Genomic DNA, 16,354 nt, shown 5'->3' on the forward strand with positions numbered 1-16,354 from the left:
ACACTGGCAAATCGATGACCGAAGCACATACGTCGGTTCGTTGCGCACCATCGCACGTAGTTTCGCGTCGATGAACCATACGAATCCGTTCGAAGCCGAGTGGCTTGCACCCGAATTTGCGCCCATACTACTCACCGTGATTTGTCTCGCGGTCGCTGGCACGACAATCCTCTTTGGCGCAGCGATCGTTGCCTACTCGCGGCGGCGAACGACCCGTTATCTGTTGATTACGGTCGTACTCGGGTTGCTCGTCGCGCGGTCGCTGGTCGGACTCGGGACCGTGTTCGGTCTCGTTCCGATGACGATTCACCACCTCGTCGAACACAGCAGCGACTTCGCGATCGCTGTCCTCGTCCTGTACGCCGTCTACCGCAGCGGAACGGCAGCGGCGACCGAATAAGAGATCGTCGTCTTTTCAGAGTTTCTCGGGGATCTGATCCTCAGGCAAGCTGGTCGATGACCTCGCGTCCCTCGAGATACGCGAACTCGTGATCAGCAGCGTATGCGCGTGCATCTGCCGGCGAGAGTGCTTCACCTGTTTCGTCGTCCAGCATCTCACAGACAACGACGGCGGGCGAAAGGGTGGCTTCCGCGGCGAGCGCGAGGCCGAGTTCAGTGTGTCCCTCACGCTGTGCCAGCAGTTCTGGTGCACCCTTCAGCAGGTGGACGTGACCAGGCACCCGAAACTCCTCGGCGAACGCGGTCGCGTCGGGATCTGCTGCAGCCTCACCGAGCGCCTGAATCGTCGTCGAACGGTCGTTGTCCGTGATCCCGGTGTAGGTGTCGCGGTGGTTGACCGTCAGCGAAAACGACGACCGCTCGTCGTAGCCGAGCTGGTGGTCGGCGGTCGCCGGATGGTCGACCTCCTCGCCGTAAAACGGCAGATCAAACGCCTCAGCCGTTTCGTGACCGAGCGCAACACAGACCAGTCCGCCGGCGTCGTTCCGAAGTCGAGCGACGGCATCTGGCGTGACGGCATCGGCGTGATAGATCAGGTCGGTCTCGCCCTCCCGATCCGCCGCGTCGTGGACGAGAATCGGTTCGCCTGCCTGCAACGCCACCAGCGCGTCGTCCACCGAGGCGTCACCACCGGTGTCGAGACTCGTGTTCGCATCGCCCGAGCCACCCGCATCGCTCGATGTCGTTCCCGCGTGCTGACCCGTCATTCGCGATCACCCACCCAAACAGTGACGTGATCGTCGTCGGCCAACTCGAGTTCGTCCCGTAGCTTCTCGGGGGCGATGACCTCGAGTTGGTCCTCGTCATGGTGGGTTCGTTCGGGGGCGATGGTGTGGGCGGTTTCGTAGCTTTGTCCGTCAGCGGTCTCGATCGTTGCAGCATAACAAACCGCAGGGCCGTAGGTGCGATCGTCGTCTTCCCAGCCGTCGATCGGGACGGGGTCGAGTGAGGAAACGGCGCTCCGACGGCGAACACTCTCGTCTCGAAGTTCGACGTTGAGCGTGCCAGGGAACGGCTCGTAGCCGAGGCGGTCTTCGAACTGGCGCTGGTAGCCGGACAGCGAGATGTAGTGGCGACCCTCGCCCATGCCGCTGGTGACGGTGCCCTCGAGTTCGACCTCCGAGTCTGCCTCGAAGATGCGACGGTAGTCCTCGTACTCGGCGTGGAGAGCGCGCTCACCGTCGTCGGTGATGGCGACCCACTGGCCGTCGCTGACCGTATCGCGTTCGAGGAGGGCAGCGCTTTCGAGGCGCTGGAGGCGACGGGAGGCGGTCTGGTTGGAGGCGTCGAGGCGGTCTGCGAGGTGAGAACAGGAAATTTTGACGTCGCCAGCGAGCCCGCCCTCGAGTGCAAGAAGCTTCAGGACGGCGAGTTCGTCGTGGCCGACGGCAGGTTCCGCTGTCGTTGACATAGAGGAGGCTTTGTCAGCACCAGTCAAAAGCGTACCGAATGTGGTATGCGTCTCAGAACTGTTATGGTGTTGTCGAGTGTTTATCGACCACTACCGCTTCAGTCGCCAGTTATCGGATCGCGCGCCCAGAACTCGCTTCCCTTCTTCAGTTTGGGCACCCACGTATCGCTCGTCTTCGAAAGAAGCGCGACGCGCGAGGAGGGAACACCCTTGCACTCGGTGAATTCGGGCATGTACTCGGCGACGGATTCGGCGAACTCGACGACCTCCTCGTGGTCGGGCATCGACGACCGATCGAGTCGTCCCTGGGAGTGACCGACGTGCATGTACGCCTTGAGTTCGATGAAGTCGGGATCTGCCTGCTGGTAGAAGCCGGCGTACCAGTCGGGGTGGTGCATGTTTTCGCCCTTGACCAGCGTTGTTCGCAAGACCGTCCGCGTCTCCTCTTTTGCTCGCAGGACGTCCATCGTCTCGAGCAGGCGGTCCCAGGCGTCGTCTTCGACAGCCTTGACGACCTGATCGAAGGTGTGGCGCTCGGCGGCGTCGACGCTGACGTACAACTGGGTGGGGTCACACTCCCGAAGCACCTCGGGACGAGTGCCGTTCGAGACGAGGAAGGTGGTGATGTCCCGGTCGTGGAACGCCTCGAGCAGTTCCGGCAGGTACGGGTACAGCGTCGGTTCGCCGTCGAGCGAAATGGCGACGTGCCGGGGTTCCATCGCCTCGTCGAAGACTTCCCGCGGGACCTCGTCGTTCCCGCCGAAACCCGACAGGAGCCTCTTTTGCAGGTCGATCGAGGCGTCGACGACGGCCTCGGGGTCGTCCCACTCGACGCCGTCCATCTCGTAGGCGTGGCCCTGGTGGTCGCGCCAGCAGAAGACACAGCGCTCGTTGCACTTCACGACCGGCGTCATCTGGATACAGCGGTGGGACTCGATACCGTAGTAGATGTTCTTGTAACAGCGGCCCTCACCGCGCAGGGCGTTCGCCGTCCAGCCGCAGGTCTGGGCGGCGGTGTGGTTCTCGCTATGGTAGTTCGGACTCGAGACCTGTGCCGGTCCACCGTCGCGGTCGCCGTCGTCTGTCTCTGTGTCGGCGTCGGCCCCCACCTCGACGTCGACGCCTGCGTCGGCGGAATCGCTCATGTTGCTCTCGCTTGGAGAGGGGTCACCAAAAGCGGTGTGGTGTCGCGCGCTGGCTTCGAAGGACGCAGGAGTATGGAAGCTACTCTGTCCGTTCCTCGGAGCTACTGCCAACGTCCGGGCCGGGTGGCAACTCTCCCGGTTCTGCTGGTTCGTCCTCCTCGTTCGCAATTTCGCGTTCGAACGTGTACAGGACGAGTCCGGTGTTCGCCGTCATAATGACGCCCGTCGTCGGAACTGACGCAAACAGATAGAGGCCGACCCCGAGCAGGAAGGGGACCGCCGCGATTGCAGCCCAGAGTTGTGAGCGCGAAACCTCGTTTCGCGCCGCGTCACGACCGATATAGACGAATATCAGCACCGTCCCGACGACCCCAAACAGCGCGACCGCCGCGTCGACTGCATCCATACGTGGCTCTTCGACGGGATACGCAAAAGCGTTCTGCGTGGCGTCGGCTGCTGCTGGCACGCCCGTCTTACAGAGACACTCATCGAATCCGTTCGAACACGCGCTTATCGAACTCGATCGAGAACCGAGAGCGTCCCGTCGGCGTGTGCCTCTGCGAGCACCTCGTCGGCTACCGCTCGTGCTGCGTCGTCGGCGTTCGCGACGGCAAAACTGCGGCCGACGGCCTCGAACGTCGAGACGTCGTTGATCGAGTCGCCGATCGCGACACAGTCGGCGAGATCGAACCCGACGTTGTCCGCGATGATGCTGATACCGTCGCCCTTGTTCTGGTCGGTGTCTTTCACGTGATAGGCGTAGCCGGTGTCGATCACCTCGAGTCCGGCCGCGGCGGCGAGTTCGCGCAACGGCTCGAGCGGTTGGTCGCGACTGACAGCAACCTCCGCCTCGCGCCAGCGGTTGACGGTATCGTCGTCACCCCAGCCGAGGCCGTAGCCGGCGGCGCGGTACTCTGCGGCGACCGTCCGTGCAGCGTCGGCGTCGGCCGTGACGTGGACCGCATCACCGGTGTAGACGATACCGCCGTTTTCAGCGACAACGAGTTCCGGAACGCCGATAAAGTGACAAAGTGCGATCGGATAGGGGAACGCCTTCCCGGTGGCGAGCACGACCGGCGCATCCCACTCACGAAGCGGGTCGAACACGCGCGGATCGATGCCCCACCCATCGGACCGGGTCAGCGTCCCGTCGATATCGAGAACCAGCGGTGGCGTGGACATACGAGCAGCTAGCGGACCAGCACCTAAAACCATCTGACTGTCGTCGCCAGTTGCAATCGGACTTTCCACACCACAAGTAATTCACAACGGTTGTACCGATTGATACAGCTGTGGTACTAGTTATACTATCTCTAATATGTCCTGTGTGGCGATAAGAACTAAGAGCAGTGCTGGGCGTTAGCACCTATGGTGTGGAAGGGGCGGCGTCTCATACCGTCGTTCATCAGACGAAGTTACGCATTGAAGTTTGGTGTTGTCTTCCTCGTTCTCGGGCTCACGATCGGTGGCCTCGGGCTCGTTTCGACGACGCTGCTCTCCGAAAACGTCGAGGAAACCGCCCTCGACGAACGGCAGGACGCAGCCTATCAGGAAGGCATTGCCATAGAAAACTGGCTCGAACAGAATCACAATCTCGTCGCCGCGACGGCAGATGCACCTGTAACCGACAGCGGTGATTCGGAACAGGTCGACGACTACCTCCAGGAAATATACTACGACATGCCCGAAGAGCGCATAAACGCGCTCTACGTCGACACCGAATCCGGCGACATCATCACGGGCATCGGTGTCGATGTCGACAATCTGGATGCACTCGAGTTCCCCGACACTGCGGACCTCGATGATGACATCTCGACGAACCTGGTACAGCAGACCGAGCCGTACATGATGCCGGATCAGCTAGGACTCTCGACGGATACACACCCTGTCATTTCGTACTACGTTGGTGTCAACGACGGTGAGGGGGCGCTCGTGTTCACGTTCGATCTCTCCGAGCGCTCGACTGAGATGGTCTCCACTGCGGATTCGGGAACCGTCGTGACGATCGTCAACGAAGATGGAGAGATTGTCGGTGACGACGCCTACCTGGGTAACGACGGCGAAGGGGACGAGGAAACGCTGTCGTTCCTCGACACGTATGAGGATCAAAACGGTGTCCTCGAAGCAGCCCAACTCGAGAACCGCGGCTCGGTTCGCGTCGATGGTGCGCCGAGTGAAACCCTCCAGAACGAGCCGTACAACTTCGATCCTGACGGCTACGTCGTTGGTTACTACACGACGAGCGAGGACTGGACCGTGCTCGTGCACACGACAGAGGCGGATGCGCTCGGCTTTGCCAACACCGCGACCCAGTTTGGCCTGTTGATCACGTTCGTCGGCGTCGCTGTCATCGGCGTGTTCGGCACCGTTCTGGGACGAAACACGGCCCGGTCGCTCAGCGATCTGTCCGGCAGTGCAGCGGCGATTGAAGACGGCGAGTACGACACCGCCGTCGAATCCGATCGTATTGACGAAATCGGTGGCCTCTACAACTCGATCGACGACATGCGTATCTCGTTGGTCAACCAGATCGAAGAGTCCGAGCAGGCCCGAACACAGGCCGAACAGGCCCGAGAGGAGTCAGAACAGGCCAGAGAGCAGGCCGATGAGGCTCGCGAAGAGGCAGAACTGGCGAAAGAACGCGCAGAACGCGCCCGCCAGGACGCCCAAGAAATGAACGAGCAGCTCGAACAGACCGCGACCGAGTACTGCGCCGTCATGCAGACCTGCGCCGACGGCGACCTGACCCAGCGTCTCGATCCGGACACCGAAAGCGAGCCGATGGCCGAGATCGCCGTCACGTTCAACGAAATGCTTGAGGACCTCGAGCGCACCGTCGGCACCGTCTCGACGTTCGCTGGCGACGTCTCCGAGGCGACTGACGACGTCCAGGCTCGCGCGACCGAACTCGAGTCCACGAGCGAGACGGTCAGTGAGTCCGTCCAGCAGATTACGGGCTACGCGGACCAACAACACGAGCGCATGGAGACCATCTCTGGGGAGGTGCAGGGCATCTCCGCAAACATCGAGGAGATTGCAGCGACCGCCGACACCCTCGCAGAAACGTCACAGCACGCTGCAGAGCGCGCAAACGACGGCCGCGAATCGGCCGGCGACCTCGTCAGCGAGATGGAAGACATCGAGGAGCGAACTGAGGCGACACTCGAGGCGATCCGCGACCTCGACGAATCGATGACCGAGATCGACGAGATCATCGACGTCATCACGGACATCGCGGATCAGACGAACATTCTGGCGCTGAACGCCTCCATCGAGGCGGCACATGCCAGTAACGCCGGCAGTGGCAGAACCGACAGCACTCGTGCCGGCAACGGCTTCGCCGTCGTCGCCAACGAGGTCAAACAGCTCGCAGAGGAGACCAAAGACTCTGCCGCGGAAATCGACCAACTCATCGACACCGTCCAGTCTCAGACCGACGAGACGGTCGACGAGATGGTGGCGATGCGCGAACACGTCGTTGCGGGCACCGAAACGGTCGAGCAGTCCGCGACGGCGTTCCGCGAAATCGAGACCGAAGTGACCGAAGCCGACCACGGCGTCCAGGAGATCAGCGACGCGACCGACGGAATCGCCACGTCGACGCAGGACCTGGTCACGATGGTCGACGACGTGACCGAAATCAGTACCGAGACTGCGAGCGAGGCGAGCGATGTCGCCGCTGCCGTCGAGCAGCAGACGGCCGCAATTTCGACCGTGAGCGAGAACGCGGACGACCTTTCCGAGCAGTCGGTGACGCTGCAGGACTCGCTCGCCGCGTTCACGACGGATGTCGACGGGACTGCTGTCGACTTCGGAGACGGTGATGCGGTCGATAACGACACAGACTCCGAAACCAGTACCGACATTGTCCTCGACGACTCCACAGCCAACGACCAGCCCGGCACCGAACTCGCGTACGTCGACCCAGACGAACCCGAGACACTGCCGGCCGACGAGGCAAACGATGACCCCCACGCGCTCCCCGCCGGCGAGGATGCGCCGACACCGAGTGCACTCGAGTCCGGGCTCGAAGACGACGAAGAGAGTGCTGGGAGTGATGAGGATGGTGACGGCGAAAGCGACGACGAAAAGGGTGCAGACAGTGCCGAAAACGACGATGTGGACGAAACCGAGAGCGAGGGTGAAGAGCAGTCCGCAGACACCACCGACGACGAACGACCGGCTGAGGACGGCAGTAAGAACGAGAGCAACGAGTCAGCGGATACTGCAACGGACCCTGACACCGAAGAGCCTACCGCTGACGGCGCTACCGCTGAGGAGGATGGTGAAAACAGTGACTCCCAGTCGAGCACCGAATTCGACGATACGAACGATACGGACGAAGTAGGCGACGCGGACGATGCGGACGGCGCAAACCACACGGATGAAGCAGATGGCGCAGACGACGCGGATAACACACTCGACGTAACCAGCACAGACGACGAGGGTGATGCAACCGAAGCAGAAGGTGAAGTGAACGAAACCGAAGTGGACGGGGACGGAGACGCAGACGCAGAGGAAACCAAAGTCGACGACAGAGCAGACAACACCGACTCGAGTACGTAGCTGGACTTACCCTCCGGTTGTTACAGGATTTTTGCCGATGGTTCTCGAGTGGTTGTTTCCGCGTGTGTTGCAGAAATGTGTGCTGCGAAAGTGCGTGTAGGCTGCGAGAAACGCTATGAACGCGGCTCTGGTAGCGATTGTATGGCTGAAACGCAGATCGCAATCGTGACACTGGCGGGAAGCGGTATTGGAGAAGCCTGTGCCCGACAGCTCGGTGTGGAGGGCTATCAGTTGTTGCAAATACGATTTCGTTCTCCTCACGGTTGCTGGAGACAACGTTCCGGTTCAGCCGTCGGTAGTGGCCTTCGGCCTGCTCACGCGTGTAGTCCACGCTTGAGTGGACGGGGTTGAACTTGATCGGATGGCGCATCACCTTGCTGGGAACGCCGCCGAACCCGCCAAACAGGTCGAAAACAATACAGCCGTCAGCTTCCCTCAGGTCGTCAGTACGCGCGCCCTTCTCATGGTATCCGGCCTCGAGATTGCGGTCGTAGACGCCGTCCTTGCGGAAGTTTGCGTTCCCTCTCCTAGGTGGCAGGCGGTGCCGCCGTACTCCTGCACAATCTCTTCCATCCCATGACGTAGCCACCCGAAGAGCGGGAACGCCGGGATGATCCCGCCGATCTGGTTCTGCGGATCGTCGTCTTCGTAGTTTCCGTTACTGGCGTGATTCCGATCGGTCATGATCGAGTCGCCGACCACCAGCAGGTCGGTCTGGGTTCGCACGAACACGTCGCGGTCGATATCGTCAATCATCTACATGGTGGGCCAGTTCGGTTGTCTTGCCGAGATCGACTCGCTGGGCAATACTCACAGCGGCACTTCGGTCGCGACACACGGTGCCGACGGAGCAGTTTTCGGTGGTACACTCCAGCGTGTCGTTCTTGAGGCGACCAAGCTCGCCACAGACGTGGCACTGCTGGGTCGTATACTTTGGATTGACGTACGTCACGGGAATGCCGGCCGCCTGCGCTTTCACCGCAACCGCATGCTGGAGGGCTGGGAGCAACCACGTTCCAATATCGTCGACTGTCCGGTGTTCCCACAGTGTCGCCTCACAGAACGACAAGTCCTCGAGCGTGATCGTCGGTGCGGGGAACTCCTGGGCGTAGCGAACGACGCGGACAGCGGCATCGTAGACCTGTGGACGGATCTGGTGCCAGAGTGCCGCGAACAGCTGAGTCTGTCCGTTGGTGGTGTCAAACTTCGCGCCTTGAAGTGCCTGCATCGCCTCGACGAGGGTTTCGTGGCGCTTCCGAACGTGGTCGCCTTCGATCACGAGCGCTGACTCCGGAGCAGCATCCGCTGGGGCCGCGGCGACGAGGTTTTTCACTCCGATGTCCACACCGACCGGCGTGGATTCCAGTGTTCGATCTCGACAAGTCGTTGCGGAGAGCGGTGTGCTGCTCATCGGTTACTCACCCACTCCTCGCGGTCAGCTGGATCGGAGGTTACAATCTCGTCGAGTGTCTCCTCGAGTTCGGTGGCCGTCCGGAAGGCGTCGAGATTCAGTGACTCGATCACCGGCCCGTCCTCCGCGTGGACGTGCCAGACCTTCGTCGTTCGGGCGTCGTCGACCTGGCTGATCAGCACCAGATCGTGGTACTCGAGAGCGACACCATGTGGGTACGCGCCTTCCATCATTTGTGTGATGAAATCGAACGTCCAGTACGGGACATCCTCACCGGACGCGATCACATCCGCCGACTCGGGGAGACTCATCGTGGTGCCTCCTTGCCACAGTGGCAGCCGCCGTCGCGAAGATTGAGACGGCGCATCGCTTCGGCACCGCAACCGATGCGGCGGAAATAGTCGTAGCCCGTCGCGTTTCCGTACTTGTTGAATTTGGGGATCGGCCCTTCGATTCGGCGTTCGTTGGTCGATTCGTCCGTGGTACCGGAAGTCTGAAGTCCGGCAGATATCTCCATTGACATGGGTTTCTGGCCTCAGAAGCCCGGCCCAGGTGGCTCCAACACCTGGGCGTTTCCTGCGACGGTTACGTCCCGAAGGGCCGGGCTTCCGTATACCATCTGCTATGCAGCATACCGCAATAAGTGTTGTCCCCTCTGCCCCTGAGCAGAAGGTTGAAGAGAGATACTTGCGTCTTACAGACCAATGAGCGAAGATCGGGAAAGAAACGAGGGTGGGCGATTCGAGCCCGAACACACCGATGATGATGTGCTCGATGCGGTTCGAGAACATGACCCCGCGGGCACAAAAGAAGTGGCTGATGAGCTTGGAATCGCCCGACAAAGCGCAGATTATCGCCTTCGACGTCTACTGGATGAGGGTCATGTCTCGAAGAAGAAGGTCGGAAATTCTCTGGTCTGGTCGGTTGTACGAGAGTAAGCGGGTGACAGATAATGGCGAAAGAGAAGGACGACAATGCCGACCGAGATCCCGAGTCAAAGGGTGAAATCCACGAGCGGTGACAGGAGAAGGCAGAAATCTCAAGTCGTTACCGAGACATGGCGGAAAGGGTACCGGATGATCCCCGAATAGATCCGTGGGGGTGCACAGGACTCCTGACCCGAGATCCGGCGAACAACATCACGCCGCCGCTGTTGGAAACTATCAAATCACACGCCTACCGGGTCTACAATTGGACAGAAAACGGAATCGGTATGATGAACTAGGAACACCTGTAGTGTCGAGCAGTTCCCTACTCGAGTACAATCCCCACAACAGGATAGAGAAAGCAGCTGCAGCGTCGGTCAGCAGATCAGAACCACGGGACCCAGACCGTCGTCGGGAAGACGCCGGCGACGTAGAGCACCGCCACCAGGAAGGTCCCGAAGACGATCGCCGCAGCAGGTGGATCGACGTGGGTGTCGCCGTGGGCGTAGAAGGTCCGCTGGAAGACTTCACCGAAGAGCGCGCAGATGATCCCGAAGACGAGGCCAACGATTAGCGCGACCTCGAGTCCCGTGTTCGCGAGGAGTGCGGCGCTGTCGTAGGCAACCGGCGCACTTTCTGCAATTCCGCCAGTAGCGGGGATGTAGACCGCCATCCCGGCAGTCGCCGCCGGCAACGTGATGTGGTGAGTCACCGGCACCTTCTCGACGCCACAGTTGAGGAAGACCAACGAAGCCGCGCTGATCCCGAAGCCGAGGAAGGCACTGCCGGATGCGATCCCGACGTACGCGCCGAGGATACCCGCAACGAGGCCGATCATGGCGACGTGACTCCAGTGGTACTGGTGTGGAAGCCACGGCTCGACAGAGAAGCGAGCCTGCTGGGTCGCCGCCGCCGTCGTCGTGGCGTCAGTGCCTGCCTGTGCTTCACCGTCCGCGTGAGCCTGCTTCTGGCCGCCGTCGGTGGCCGTCCGGCGCTCCTCGCGCTCGAACGGCGTCATGTCGAGGATTCCCGACCCGCGAACCTTGCCAATGATGCTGTAGCCGAGAATCAGCCGGTGGAACAGCGCGGAGAGCACGACACCCATCGCGATGGGGTCGTAGGGCATCCCCAGCTCCGCCGATGCGACGACGAGCCAGTAGCCGAGGATACCGAACGCGCCACCAACGGCGAGCACATCGGGCTTTGTTCCGAGCGCGTAGGCGATGTTCTTCGCCTCGTGGTAGTCGAAGTCCGTATCGATGTAGCCCTTCCGGGCGGCGTAGGCCGTCGCGGCCACACCACCGGCAAAGGAGATAGCCGGCGAGAACGGCGGCCCGAACGCGATTTGATTGGTGATTGCGGCGGCATCAGGGTCGACGAGCACCGCCGCCTCCCCGGCGATCACCATGAAGCCAGTGAAGATGAACGCCGGCAGCGGACCGAGTGCAGCACCGAACGCACCGCCCGCGAAAGCGGCAATCATTTCGGCGACGTCGAGTAGTTGCTCGATCATGCGCTATCACCGCTGTCGCCCGTGTCACTGCCGGTTTCCGTGCCCGAACCGTCCCGCGCCCAGTCGAGTGACCGGTCGACCGCGTCGAGCCAGCGCTCGTAGCGCGCGTCCGCGACCTCGTCGTCCATCGTCGAATCAAAGGTGCGGTCGACGTGCCAGTTGTCCCGCAGGCTGTCAACGTCGTCCCAGTAACCGACCGCCAGACCGGCCGCATAGGCCGAGCCGAGCGCCGTCGTCTCGTCGACGACCGGGCGGACGATTTCGGAGCCGATGATGTCCGACTGGAGCTGACAGAGGAAATTGTTCTTGACTGCGCCCCCGTCGACTCGCAAACTACTCATCTCAATCCCCGAATCGGCTTCCATCGCTTCCGCGACATCCCGAGTCTGGTACGCGATGGACTCGAGTGTCGCGCGGATGACGTGGGCCTTGCGAGTGCCACGAGTCATCCCAACGATGGTGCCGCGGGCGCGCTGATCCCAGTGGGGCGCGCCGAGGCCGGTGAACGCGGGGACGACGTAGACGCCGTCGGTCGTGTCGACACTGCGGGCGAGTTCGGCCGTCTCTGAGGGGTTGTCGATCAAGGACATGTCCTCTAGCCACTCGATGGCCGCGCCGGTGACGAAGATGGAGCCCTCGAGTGCGTACTGGACTGGCTCACCCGAACGCTGGAAGCCGATGGTCGTCAGCAGACCGTGATCGCTCTTGACGGCCTCGTTGCCGGTGTTCATCAGGAAGAACGAACCCGTGCCGTAGGTGTTCTTGGCGTCGCCGGCGTCGAAACAGGTCTGGCCGAACAGGGCCGCCTGCTGGTCGCCAAGTGCGCCCGCGACGGGAATCTCGGCGTCGAGGAAGCCCTCGGGATCGGTGGTGCCGTAGGTCTCGTCGTCGCTGGAGGGACGAACCTCGGGGAGCATCGCCTTGGGGATCGAGAACTCCTCGAGGAGGTCGTCGTCCCACTCGAGGTCATGGATGTTGTACAACATCGTCCGCGAGGCGTTCGTGACCTCGGTGATGTGCTCGCCTGTGAGGTTGTAGATCAGCCAGCTGTCGATCGTTCCGAAGAGCACGTCGCCGTCCGCCGCGCGGTCGCGGATGTCCGCCGGACGAGCGCGCTCCATCTTGATTGGGTCGGCCTCCTCGAGCAGCCACTCGGCCTTGGTCGCCGAGAAGTAGGCATCTGGTTCGAGACCGGTCTTCTCGCGGATGGTCTCGACCGTGCCGTTTTCCTCGAGTTCCTCCACGCGCTCGGTGGTTCGACGGTCCTGCCAGACGATGGCATTGTGGACCGGCTTGCCCGAATCGGCGTTCCACAGCACGGTCGTCTCGCGCTGGTTGGTGACGCCGATCGTCTCGAGTTGCTCGGGACTGATGCCGGCCTGGCCGAGCGCCTGCGTGATGACGGACTTCGTGTTCTCCCAGATCTCCATCGGGTCGTGTTCGACCCAGCCGGGTTCGGGATAGAACTGTTCATGCGTTTCGTATGCGTTCGCAACGACCTGCCCACCGTGATCGAAGACGATGAAGCGGGTACCGGTCGTTCCCTGGTCAACTGCGCCGACGTATGTCGTGTCTGTCACTGTAGTCACCCCGGATCGCTCACGTACCGAGTTTACCGTCGGTTACGTGCTATTGATAAACAATAGCGAGGATCATTATAAATGTTCCCAAATTCGCGATGGGCCAGCAAAGCAGCACTGATGGAAAGGGCGAATAATCACGCGTATAGTGTTTTATGTGGCGTTTTGGTGCCGTGGTGGAGAAGTAAATCGTTCCTACATAGTTTCATGCAGTGTGTTCACAGGTTTTGTTTTTGTTATGGTCGCTTTTAGACCGGCGATAAAATAAAGGTCGCGGCGACCGACTGCCTCGAATGAAGGGATGGCACACAATACGGCGGTCCTCGTCCTCGGGGGTGGCTCAACTGGCTGTGGCATTGCCCGCGACTTGGCGATGCGCGGCGTCGACGTCACTCTCGTCGAGCGAGGTAATCTGACGGACGGAACCACTGGCCGAATGCACGGCCTCTTGCACAGCGGCGGCCGCTATGCCGTTTCGGACCAGGCCAGTGCGACAGAATGCATCGAAGAGAACGAGATCCTCCGGGACATCGCGAGCCACTGCGTCGAGGAAACCGGTGGCCTGTTCGTCCAGCGACCCGAGGACTCGGATGAGTACCTTCAAAAGAAACTCGAGGGCTGTCGTGACTGTGGCATTCCCGCGACAGTGCTCTCGGGACGCGAGGCTCGCGAAGTCGAGCCCTACCTCGCCAAGGATGTCTCGCGCGCGATTCAGGTTCCCGACGGCGCGGTCGACCCGTTCCGCCTCTGCGTCGCGAACGCGCTTGATGCCGAACGCCACGGCGCACGCGTCGAGACCCACGCGGAAGTGATCGACCTGCTGCGTGAGGGCGACGATATCTACGGCGTGGAGGTCCGTCACGACTCTGGACCAGGCAAACGGACGCACAAGAGCCCAGGCACGACCGAAGAAATCACCGCCGAGTACGTCGTCAACGCAACGGGTGCATGGGCTGGCCAGATCGGGGCGATGGCCGATCTCGACGTGGCCGTCCGCCCCTCGAAGGGCGTCATGACCATTATGAACGTCCGGCAGGTCGACACCGTGATCAACCGCTGTCGACCGAAGGGCGACGCCGATATCATCGTCCCCCACGAGACGACCGCCATTCTGGGCACCACGGACGAGGAGGTCGCAGACCCCGACGACTATCCCGAAGAACAGTGGGAGGTCGACATGATGATCGACACGCTCTCGGAACTCGTGCCGATTATCGAAGAGGCCCGCACCATCCGTTCGTTCTGGGGTGTCCGTCCGCTGTACGAGCCACCCGGAACCGGCACGCAGGACCCGACCGACATCACGCGAGACTTCTTCCTGCTTGACCACGACGAGCGCGACGGCGTCAGCGGCATGTCGAGCATCGTCGGCGGGAAGTTCACCACCTACCGCGCGATGGCCGAGGAGATCACGGACCATGTCTGCGAGAAACTCGGCGTCAGCGCGACCTGCGCTACCGCCGAGGAACCGCTGCCCGGCAGCGAGGATATCTCGGTGCTCGAGGAAGGCATGGACAACTTCGGCCTTCGCTCGCCGGTCGCCCGCCGAAGCAATCAGCGCCTCGGCAGTCGCGCCGCGGACGTGCTGGAGACGGACGAGCCGAACCCAGTCGTCTGCCAGTGCGAGGGCGTCACCCGCGCCGAGGTACAGGATGCTATCGGCCAGTCCGGCTCGGATCTGAACGCCGTCCGCATCCGAACGCGCGCCTCCATGGGTAACTGCCAAGGCGGCTTCTGCTGTCAGAACATGGCGACCGAACTCCACCCGCGATACGACGAGGAAACCGTCCGCGAGGCGCTCGACGAACTCTTTCAGGAGCGCTGGAAAGGCGAACGCCACGCCCTTTGGGGCGAACAACTCTCGCAAGCGATGCTCAACTACGCGCTGCACGCGACGACGATGAACCGCGACAACGACCCCGCCAGCGGGGCGACACAGATCGACTACGCACAGTTCGACGGTGGTGCCTAGATGGCGATCACCGATGACGTGCTCGTGATCGGCGGCGGCCTCGCCGGCGCGACCGCCGCGCTCGCAGCCGCTGACGCAGCTGAAGACGCACGCATCCGCCTCGTGACGTACAAGCAGAGCACCCTTCGTCACGCGAGCGGCCTGATCGACGTTCTGGGATACGCGCCGGGGGGCGTTAGCGACGGGGAGAACGGACAGGAACAGGGGCAAAACCAAAACCAAACACCCGTCGCCGATCCGTTCACCGCACTCGAGTCCCTCCCAGAAAGCCACCCCTACCAGCGCGTCGGAGTCGACGCCGTTCGAGAGGCACTCGCCTTCTTCGACGAGATTGCCGGCGACGCCTACGCTGGTTCGCATACCGAGATGAACGCGCTCGTCCCGACCCACGGCGGCACGGTCAAACCGACCGCGCGCTACCCGGTCTCGACAGCCGAGGGGCTAGCGAGCGACGACCGCGACACCCTGCTTGTCGGATTCGAGACACTGCCCGACTTCGATGCACCGCTCGCGGCGGCCCATCTCGAGGCCGCAGGCGCACCGTTCGACGCGCGCGGCGTGACGCTGTCGTTCCCCGGTATCGTCCGGGACGACGCGAAGGTAACGCGGTACGCACACCTACTGGATCACAACGAGCGCGTCGAGACGCTGACCGGCAAAACCGGCGCACGAGAGGCGCTCGCTGCGACTGTAGAGCCACATCTCGACGGCGAGTCGCGCGTCGGCTTTCCCGCGGTTCTGGGCGACGACCACCCAGCCGCTGTCCGGGAGACGCTCTCGGACGCGCTCGGCGCAGACACCTTCGAAGTCCCGATGGGGCCGCCAAGTTTGCCTGGATTACGACTCGAGGATCTGCTGTACGACGCACTCGAGTCGGCCGGCGTTCGCGTGACCTCGGGTGTGCCGGTGGTCGACTACGAGACTGCGGTGGCCGATTCGACAGCGGACGAGCCCGCAACGGCAGCCATCGACCACGTCGTGGTCGACCGCAACGGTGCCGAAATTCCACACGAGGCCGACCAGTACGTCCTCGCGACGGGCGGCCTGGTCGGGAAGGGTGTCGAATCGAACCGGGAACGAGTGACCGAGGGGATCTTCGACTGCTACGTCCCGCATGCGACAGATCGCTACGACTGGTTCGTCGATGATGTCTTCGGCGAACAGCCGTACGCCCGGTTCGGTGTGGTTCCGGATGAGGATCTCCGACCGCTCGATGCGGACGGCAATCTCGAATTTTCGAACCTGCGAGCGGCGGGTTCTGTGCTGGGCGGCTACGACTACGCAGCCGAGAAATCCGGCGCTGGCGTCTCGCTCGCGACGGGCTACGTTGCCGGTACGCGCGCCGGGGAGGGATGTCAGTGACTCTGTTGT

The 16,354-nt window shown here is 62.1% G+C and carries 15 protein-coding genes and 1 pseudogene; 5 read left to right on the forward strand and 11 right to left on the reverse strand.

Annotated elements, in window-relative coordinates; all coding sequences use genetic code 11:
- The first annotated feature begins 70 nt into the window (after positions 1-70).
- Positions 71-400, forward strand: coding sequence for a DUF7471 family protein (locus C482_RS14615; protein WP_006168484.1), 330 nt, complete (start codon positions 71-73; stop codon positions 398-400).
- A gap of 40 nt (positions 401-440) precedes the next feature.
- On the opposite strand, the gene ribB is transcribed toward C482_RS14615, so the two are convergent.
- From ribB to C482_RS14640, 5 genes are all read right to left on the reverse strand, one after another.
- Entirely contained in the window at positions 441-1,166 is a 726-nt protein-coding gene (gene ribB, locus C482_RS14620; protein WP_006168485.1) for a 3,4-dihydroxy-2-butanone-4-phosphate synthase, read from the reverse strand.
- The gene (locus C482_RS14625) at positions 1,163-1,870 is read right to left on the reverse strand and encodes a DUF120 domain-containing protein (RefSeq protein WP_006168486.1); all 708 of its coding nucleotides are present in this window, start codon (positions 1,868-1,870) and stop codon (positions 1,163-1,165) included. The genes ribB and C482_RS14625 overlap by 4 nt, the downstream gene beginning before the upstream one ends.
- Positions 1,871-1,968: 98 nt before the next feature.
- The gene (gene twy1, locus C482_RS14630) at positions 1,969-3,015 is read right to left on the reverse strand and encodes a 4-demethylwyosine synthase TYW1 (protein ID WP_006168487.1); all 1,047 of its coding nucleotides are present in this window, start codon (positions 3,013-3,015) and stop codon (positions 1,969-1,971) included.
- A 79-nt stretch (positions 3,016-3,094) separates the two neighbouring features.
- A complete protein-coding gene (locus C482_RS14635; protein WP_006168488.1) occupies positions 3,095-3,421 on the reverse strand; it encodes a hypothetical protein in 327 nt (108 codons plus the stop codon).
- A gap of 104 nt (positions 3,422-3,525) precedes the next feature.
- Positions 3,526-4,197, reverse strand: a complete 672-nt coding sequence (locus tag C482_RS14640; RefSeq protein WP_006168489.1) for an HAD-IIB family hydrolase — start codon at positions 4,195-4,197, stop codon at positions 3,526-3,528.
- Positions 4,198-4,383: 186 nt separating this feature from the next.
- Between C482_RS14640 and C482_RS14645 the strand changes: the two genes are divergently transcribed.
- On the forward strand, positions 4,384-7,581 hold the full coding sequence (locus C482_RS14645) for a methyl-accepting chemotaxis protein (protein ID WP_241431934.1): 3,198 nt from the start codon (positions 4,384-4,386) through the stop codon (positions 7,579-7,581).
- Positions 7,582-7,831: 250 nt separating this feature from the next.
- Here the strand turns inward: C482_RS14645 and C482_RS14650 are convergent.
- From C482_RS14650 to C482_RS14665, 4 genes and pseudogenes are all read right to left on the reverse strand, one after another.
- Positions 7,832-8,337 (reverse strand): annotated as a pseudogene (locus C482_RS14650) (hypothetical protein); the annotation flags it as partial.
- On the reverse strand, positions 8,330-8,992 hold the full coding sequence (locus tag C482_RS14655; RefSeq protein ID WP_006168492.1) for a zinc ribbon domain-containing protein: 663 nt from the start codon (positions 8,990-8,992) through the stop codon (positions 8,330-8,332). The gene C482_RS14655 and the pseudogene C482_RS14650, both read right to left, overlap by 8 nt.
- Positions 8,989-9,303: a hypothetical protein gene (locus tag C482_RS14660; RefSeq protein ID WP_006168493.1), complete on the reverse strand. Its 315-nt coding sequence runs from the start codon at positions 9,301-9,303 to the stop codon at positions 8,989-8,991. The genes C482_RS14655 and C482_RS14660 overlap by 4 nt, the downstream gene beginning before the upstream one ends.
- Positions 9,300-9,515 (reverse strand): hypothetical protein, encoded by a 216-nt coding sequence (locus C482_RS14665; protein WP_241431935.1) that lies wholly within the window; start codon positions 9,513-9,515, stop codon positions 9,300-9,302. Before C482_RS14665 ends, C482_RS14660 begins: the two co-directional genes overlap by 4 nt.
- Positions 9,516-9,696: 181 nt before the next feature.
- Here C482_RS14665 and C482_RS14670 point away from each other — a divergent pair, with 181 nt between their 5' ends.
- On the forward strand, positions 9,697-9,930 hold the full coding sequence (locus C482_RS14670; protein WP_006168495.1) for a MarR family transcriptional regulator: 234 nt from the start codon (positions 9,697-9,699) through the stop codon (positions 9,928-9,930).
- Positions 9,931-10,303: 373 nt separating this feature from the next.
- On the opposite strand, the gene C482_RS14675 is transcribed toward C482_RS14670, so the two are convergent.
- On the reverse strand, positions 10,304-11,431 hold the full coding sequence (locus tag C482_RS14675) for a hypothetical protein (protein WP_006168496.1): 1,128 nt from the start codon (positions 11,429-11,431) through the stop codon (positions 10,304-10,306).
- Positions 11,428-13,011, reverse strand: a complete 1,584-nt coding sequence (gene glpK, locus C482_RS14680) for a glycerol kinase GlpK (protein ID WP_006168497.1) — start codon at positions 13,009-13,011, stop codon at positions 11,428-11,430. Before glpK ends, C482_RS14675 begins: the two co-directional genes overlap by 4 nt.
- Positions 13,012-13,312: 301 nt before the next feature.
- Here glpK and glpA point away from each other — a divergent pair, with 301 nt between their 5' ends.
- Together glpA and glpB are read left to right on the forward strand one after the other, a co-directional pair.
- On the forward strand, positions 13,313-14,983 hold the full coding sequence (gene glpA, locus C482_RS14685; protein WP_006168498.1) for an anaerobic glycerol-3-phosphate dehydrogenase subunit GlpA: 1,671 nt from the start codon (positions 13,313-13,315) through the stop codon (positions 14,981-14,983).
- Positions 14,984-16,345 carry a glycerol-3-phosphate dehydrogenase subunit GlpB gene (gene glpB / locus C482_RS14690; RefSeq protein WP_006168499.1) on the forward strand — a complete coding sequence of 454 codons (1,362 nt, stop codon included), beginning with the start codon at positions 14,984-14,986 and terminating at the stop codon, positions 16,343-16,345. It begins immediately after the preceding gene.
- Positions 16,346-16,354: the final 9 nt, after the last annotated feature.

The organism is Natrialba chahannaoensis JCM 10990 (assembly GCF_000337135.1).
GTDB classification, from domain to species: domain Archaea; phylum Halobacteriota; class Halobacteria; order Halobacteriales; family Natrialbaceae; genus Natrialba; species Natrialba chahannaoensis.

What these genes read in the sequence shown, in the direction of transcription:
- glpB (WP_006168499.1), top strand. Translation starts at nt 14,984, where the DNA reads ATGGCGATCACCGATGACGTGCTCGTGATCGGCGGCGGCCTCGCCGGC.
- C482_RS14670 (WP_006168495.1), top strand. Translation starts at nt 9,697, where the DNA reads ATGAGCGAAGATCGGGAAAGAAACGAGGGTGGGCGATTCGAGCCCGAA.
- C482_RS14615 (WP_006168484.1), top strand. Translation starts at nt 71, where the DNA reads ATGAACCATACGAATCCGTTCGAAGCCGAGTGGCTTGCACCCGAATTT.
- C482_RS14665 (WP_241431935.1), bottom strand. Translation starts at nt 9,515, where the DNA reads ATGTCAATGGAGATATCTGCCGGACTTCAGACTTCCGGTACCACGGAC.
- C482_RS14625 (WP_006168486.1), bottom strand. Translation starts at nt 1,870, where the DNA reads ATGTCAACGACAGCGGAACCTGCCGTCGGCCACGACGAACTCGCCGTC.
- twy1 (WP_006168487.1), bottom strand. Translation starts at nt 3,015, where the DNA reads ATGAGCGATTCCGCCGACGCAGGCGTCGACGTCGAGGTGGGGGCCGAC.
- C482_RS14660 (WP_006168493.1), bottom strand. Translation starts at nt 9,303, where the DNA reads ATGAGTCTCCCCGAGTCGGCGGATGTGATCGCGTCCGGTGAGGATGTC.
- C482_RS14655 (WP_006168492.1), bottom strand. Translation starts at nt 8,992, where the DNA reads ATGAGCAGCACACCGCTCTCCGCAACGACTTGTCGAGATCGAACACTG.
- C482_RS14645 (WP_241431934.1), top strand. Translation starts at nt 4,384, where the DNA reads ATGGTGTGGAAGGGGCGGCGTCTCATACCGTCGTTCATCAGACGAAGT.
- C482_RS14640 (WP_006168489.1), bottom strand. Translation starts at nt 4,197, where the DNA reads ATGTCCACGCCACCGCTGGTTCTCGATATCGACGGGACGCTGACCCGG.
- ribB (WP_006168485.1), bottom strand. Translation starts at nt 1,166, where the DNA reads ATGACGGGTCAGCACGCGGGAACGACATCGAGCGATGCGGGTGGCTCG.
- C482_RS14675 (WP_006168496.1), bottom strand. Translation starts at nt 11,431, where the DNA reads ATGATCGAGCAACTACTCGACGTCGCCGAAATGATTGCCGCTTTCGCG.
- glpA (WP_006168498.1), top strand. Translation starts at nt 13,313, where the DNA reads ATGGCACACAATACGGCGGTCCTCGTCCTCGGGGGTGGCTCAACTGGC.
- C482_RS14635 (WP_006168488.1), bottom strand. Translation starts at nt 3,421, where the DNA reads ATGGATGCAGTCGACGCGGCGGTCGCGCTGTTTGGGGTCGTCGGGACG.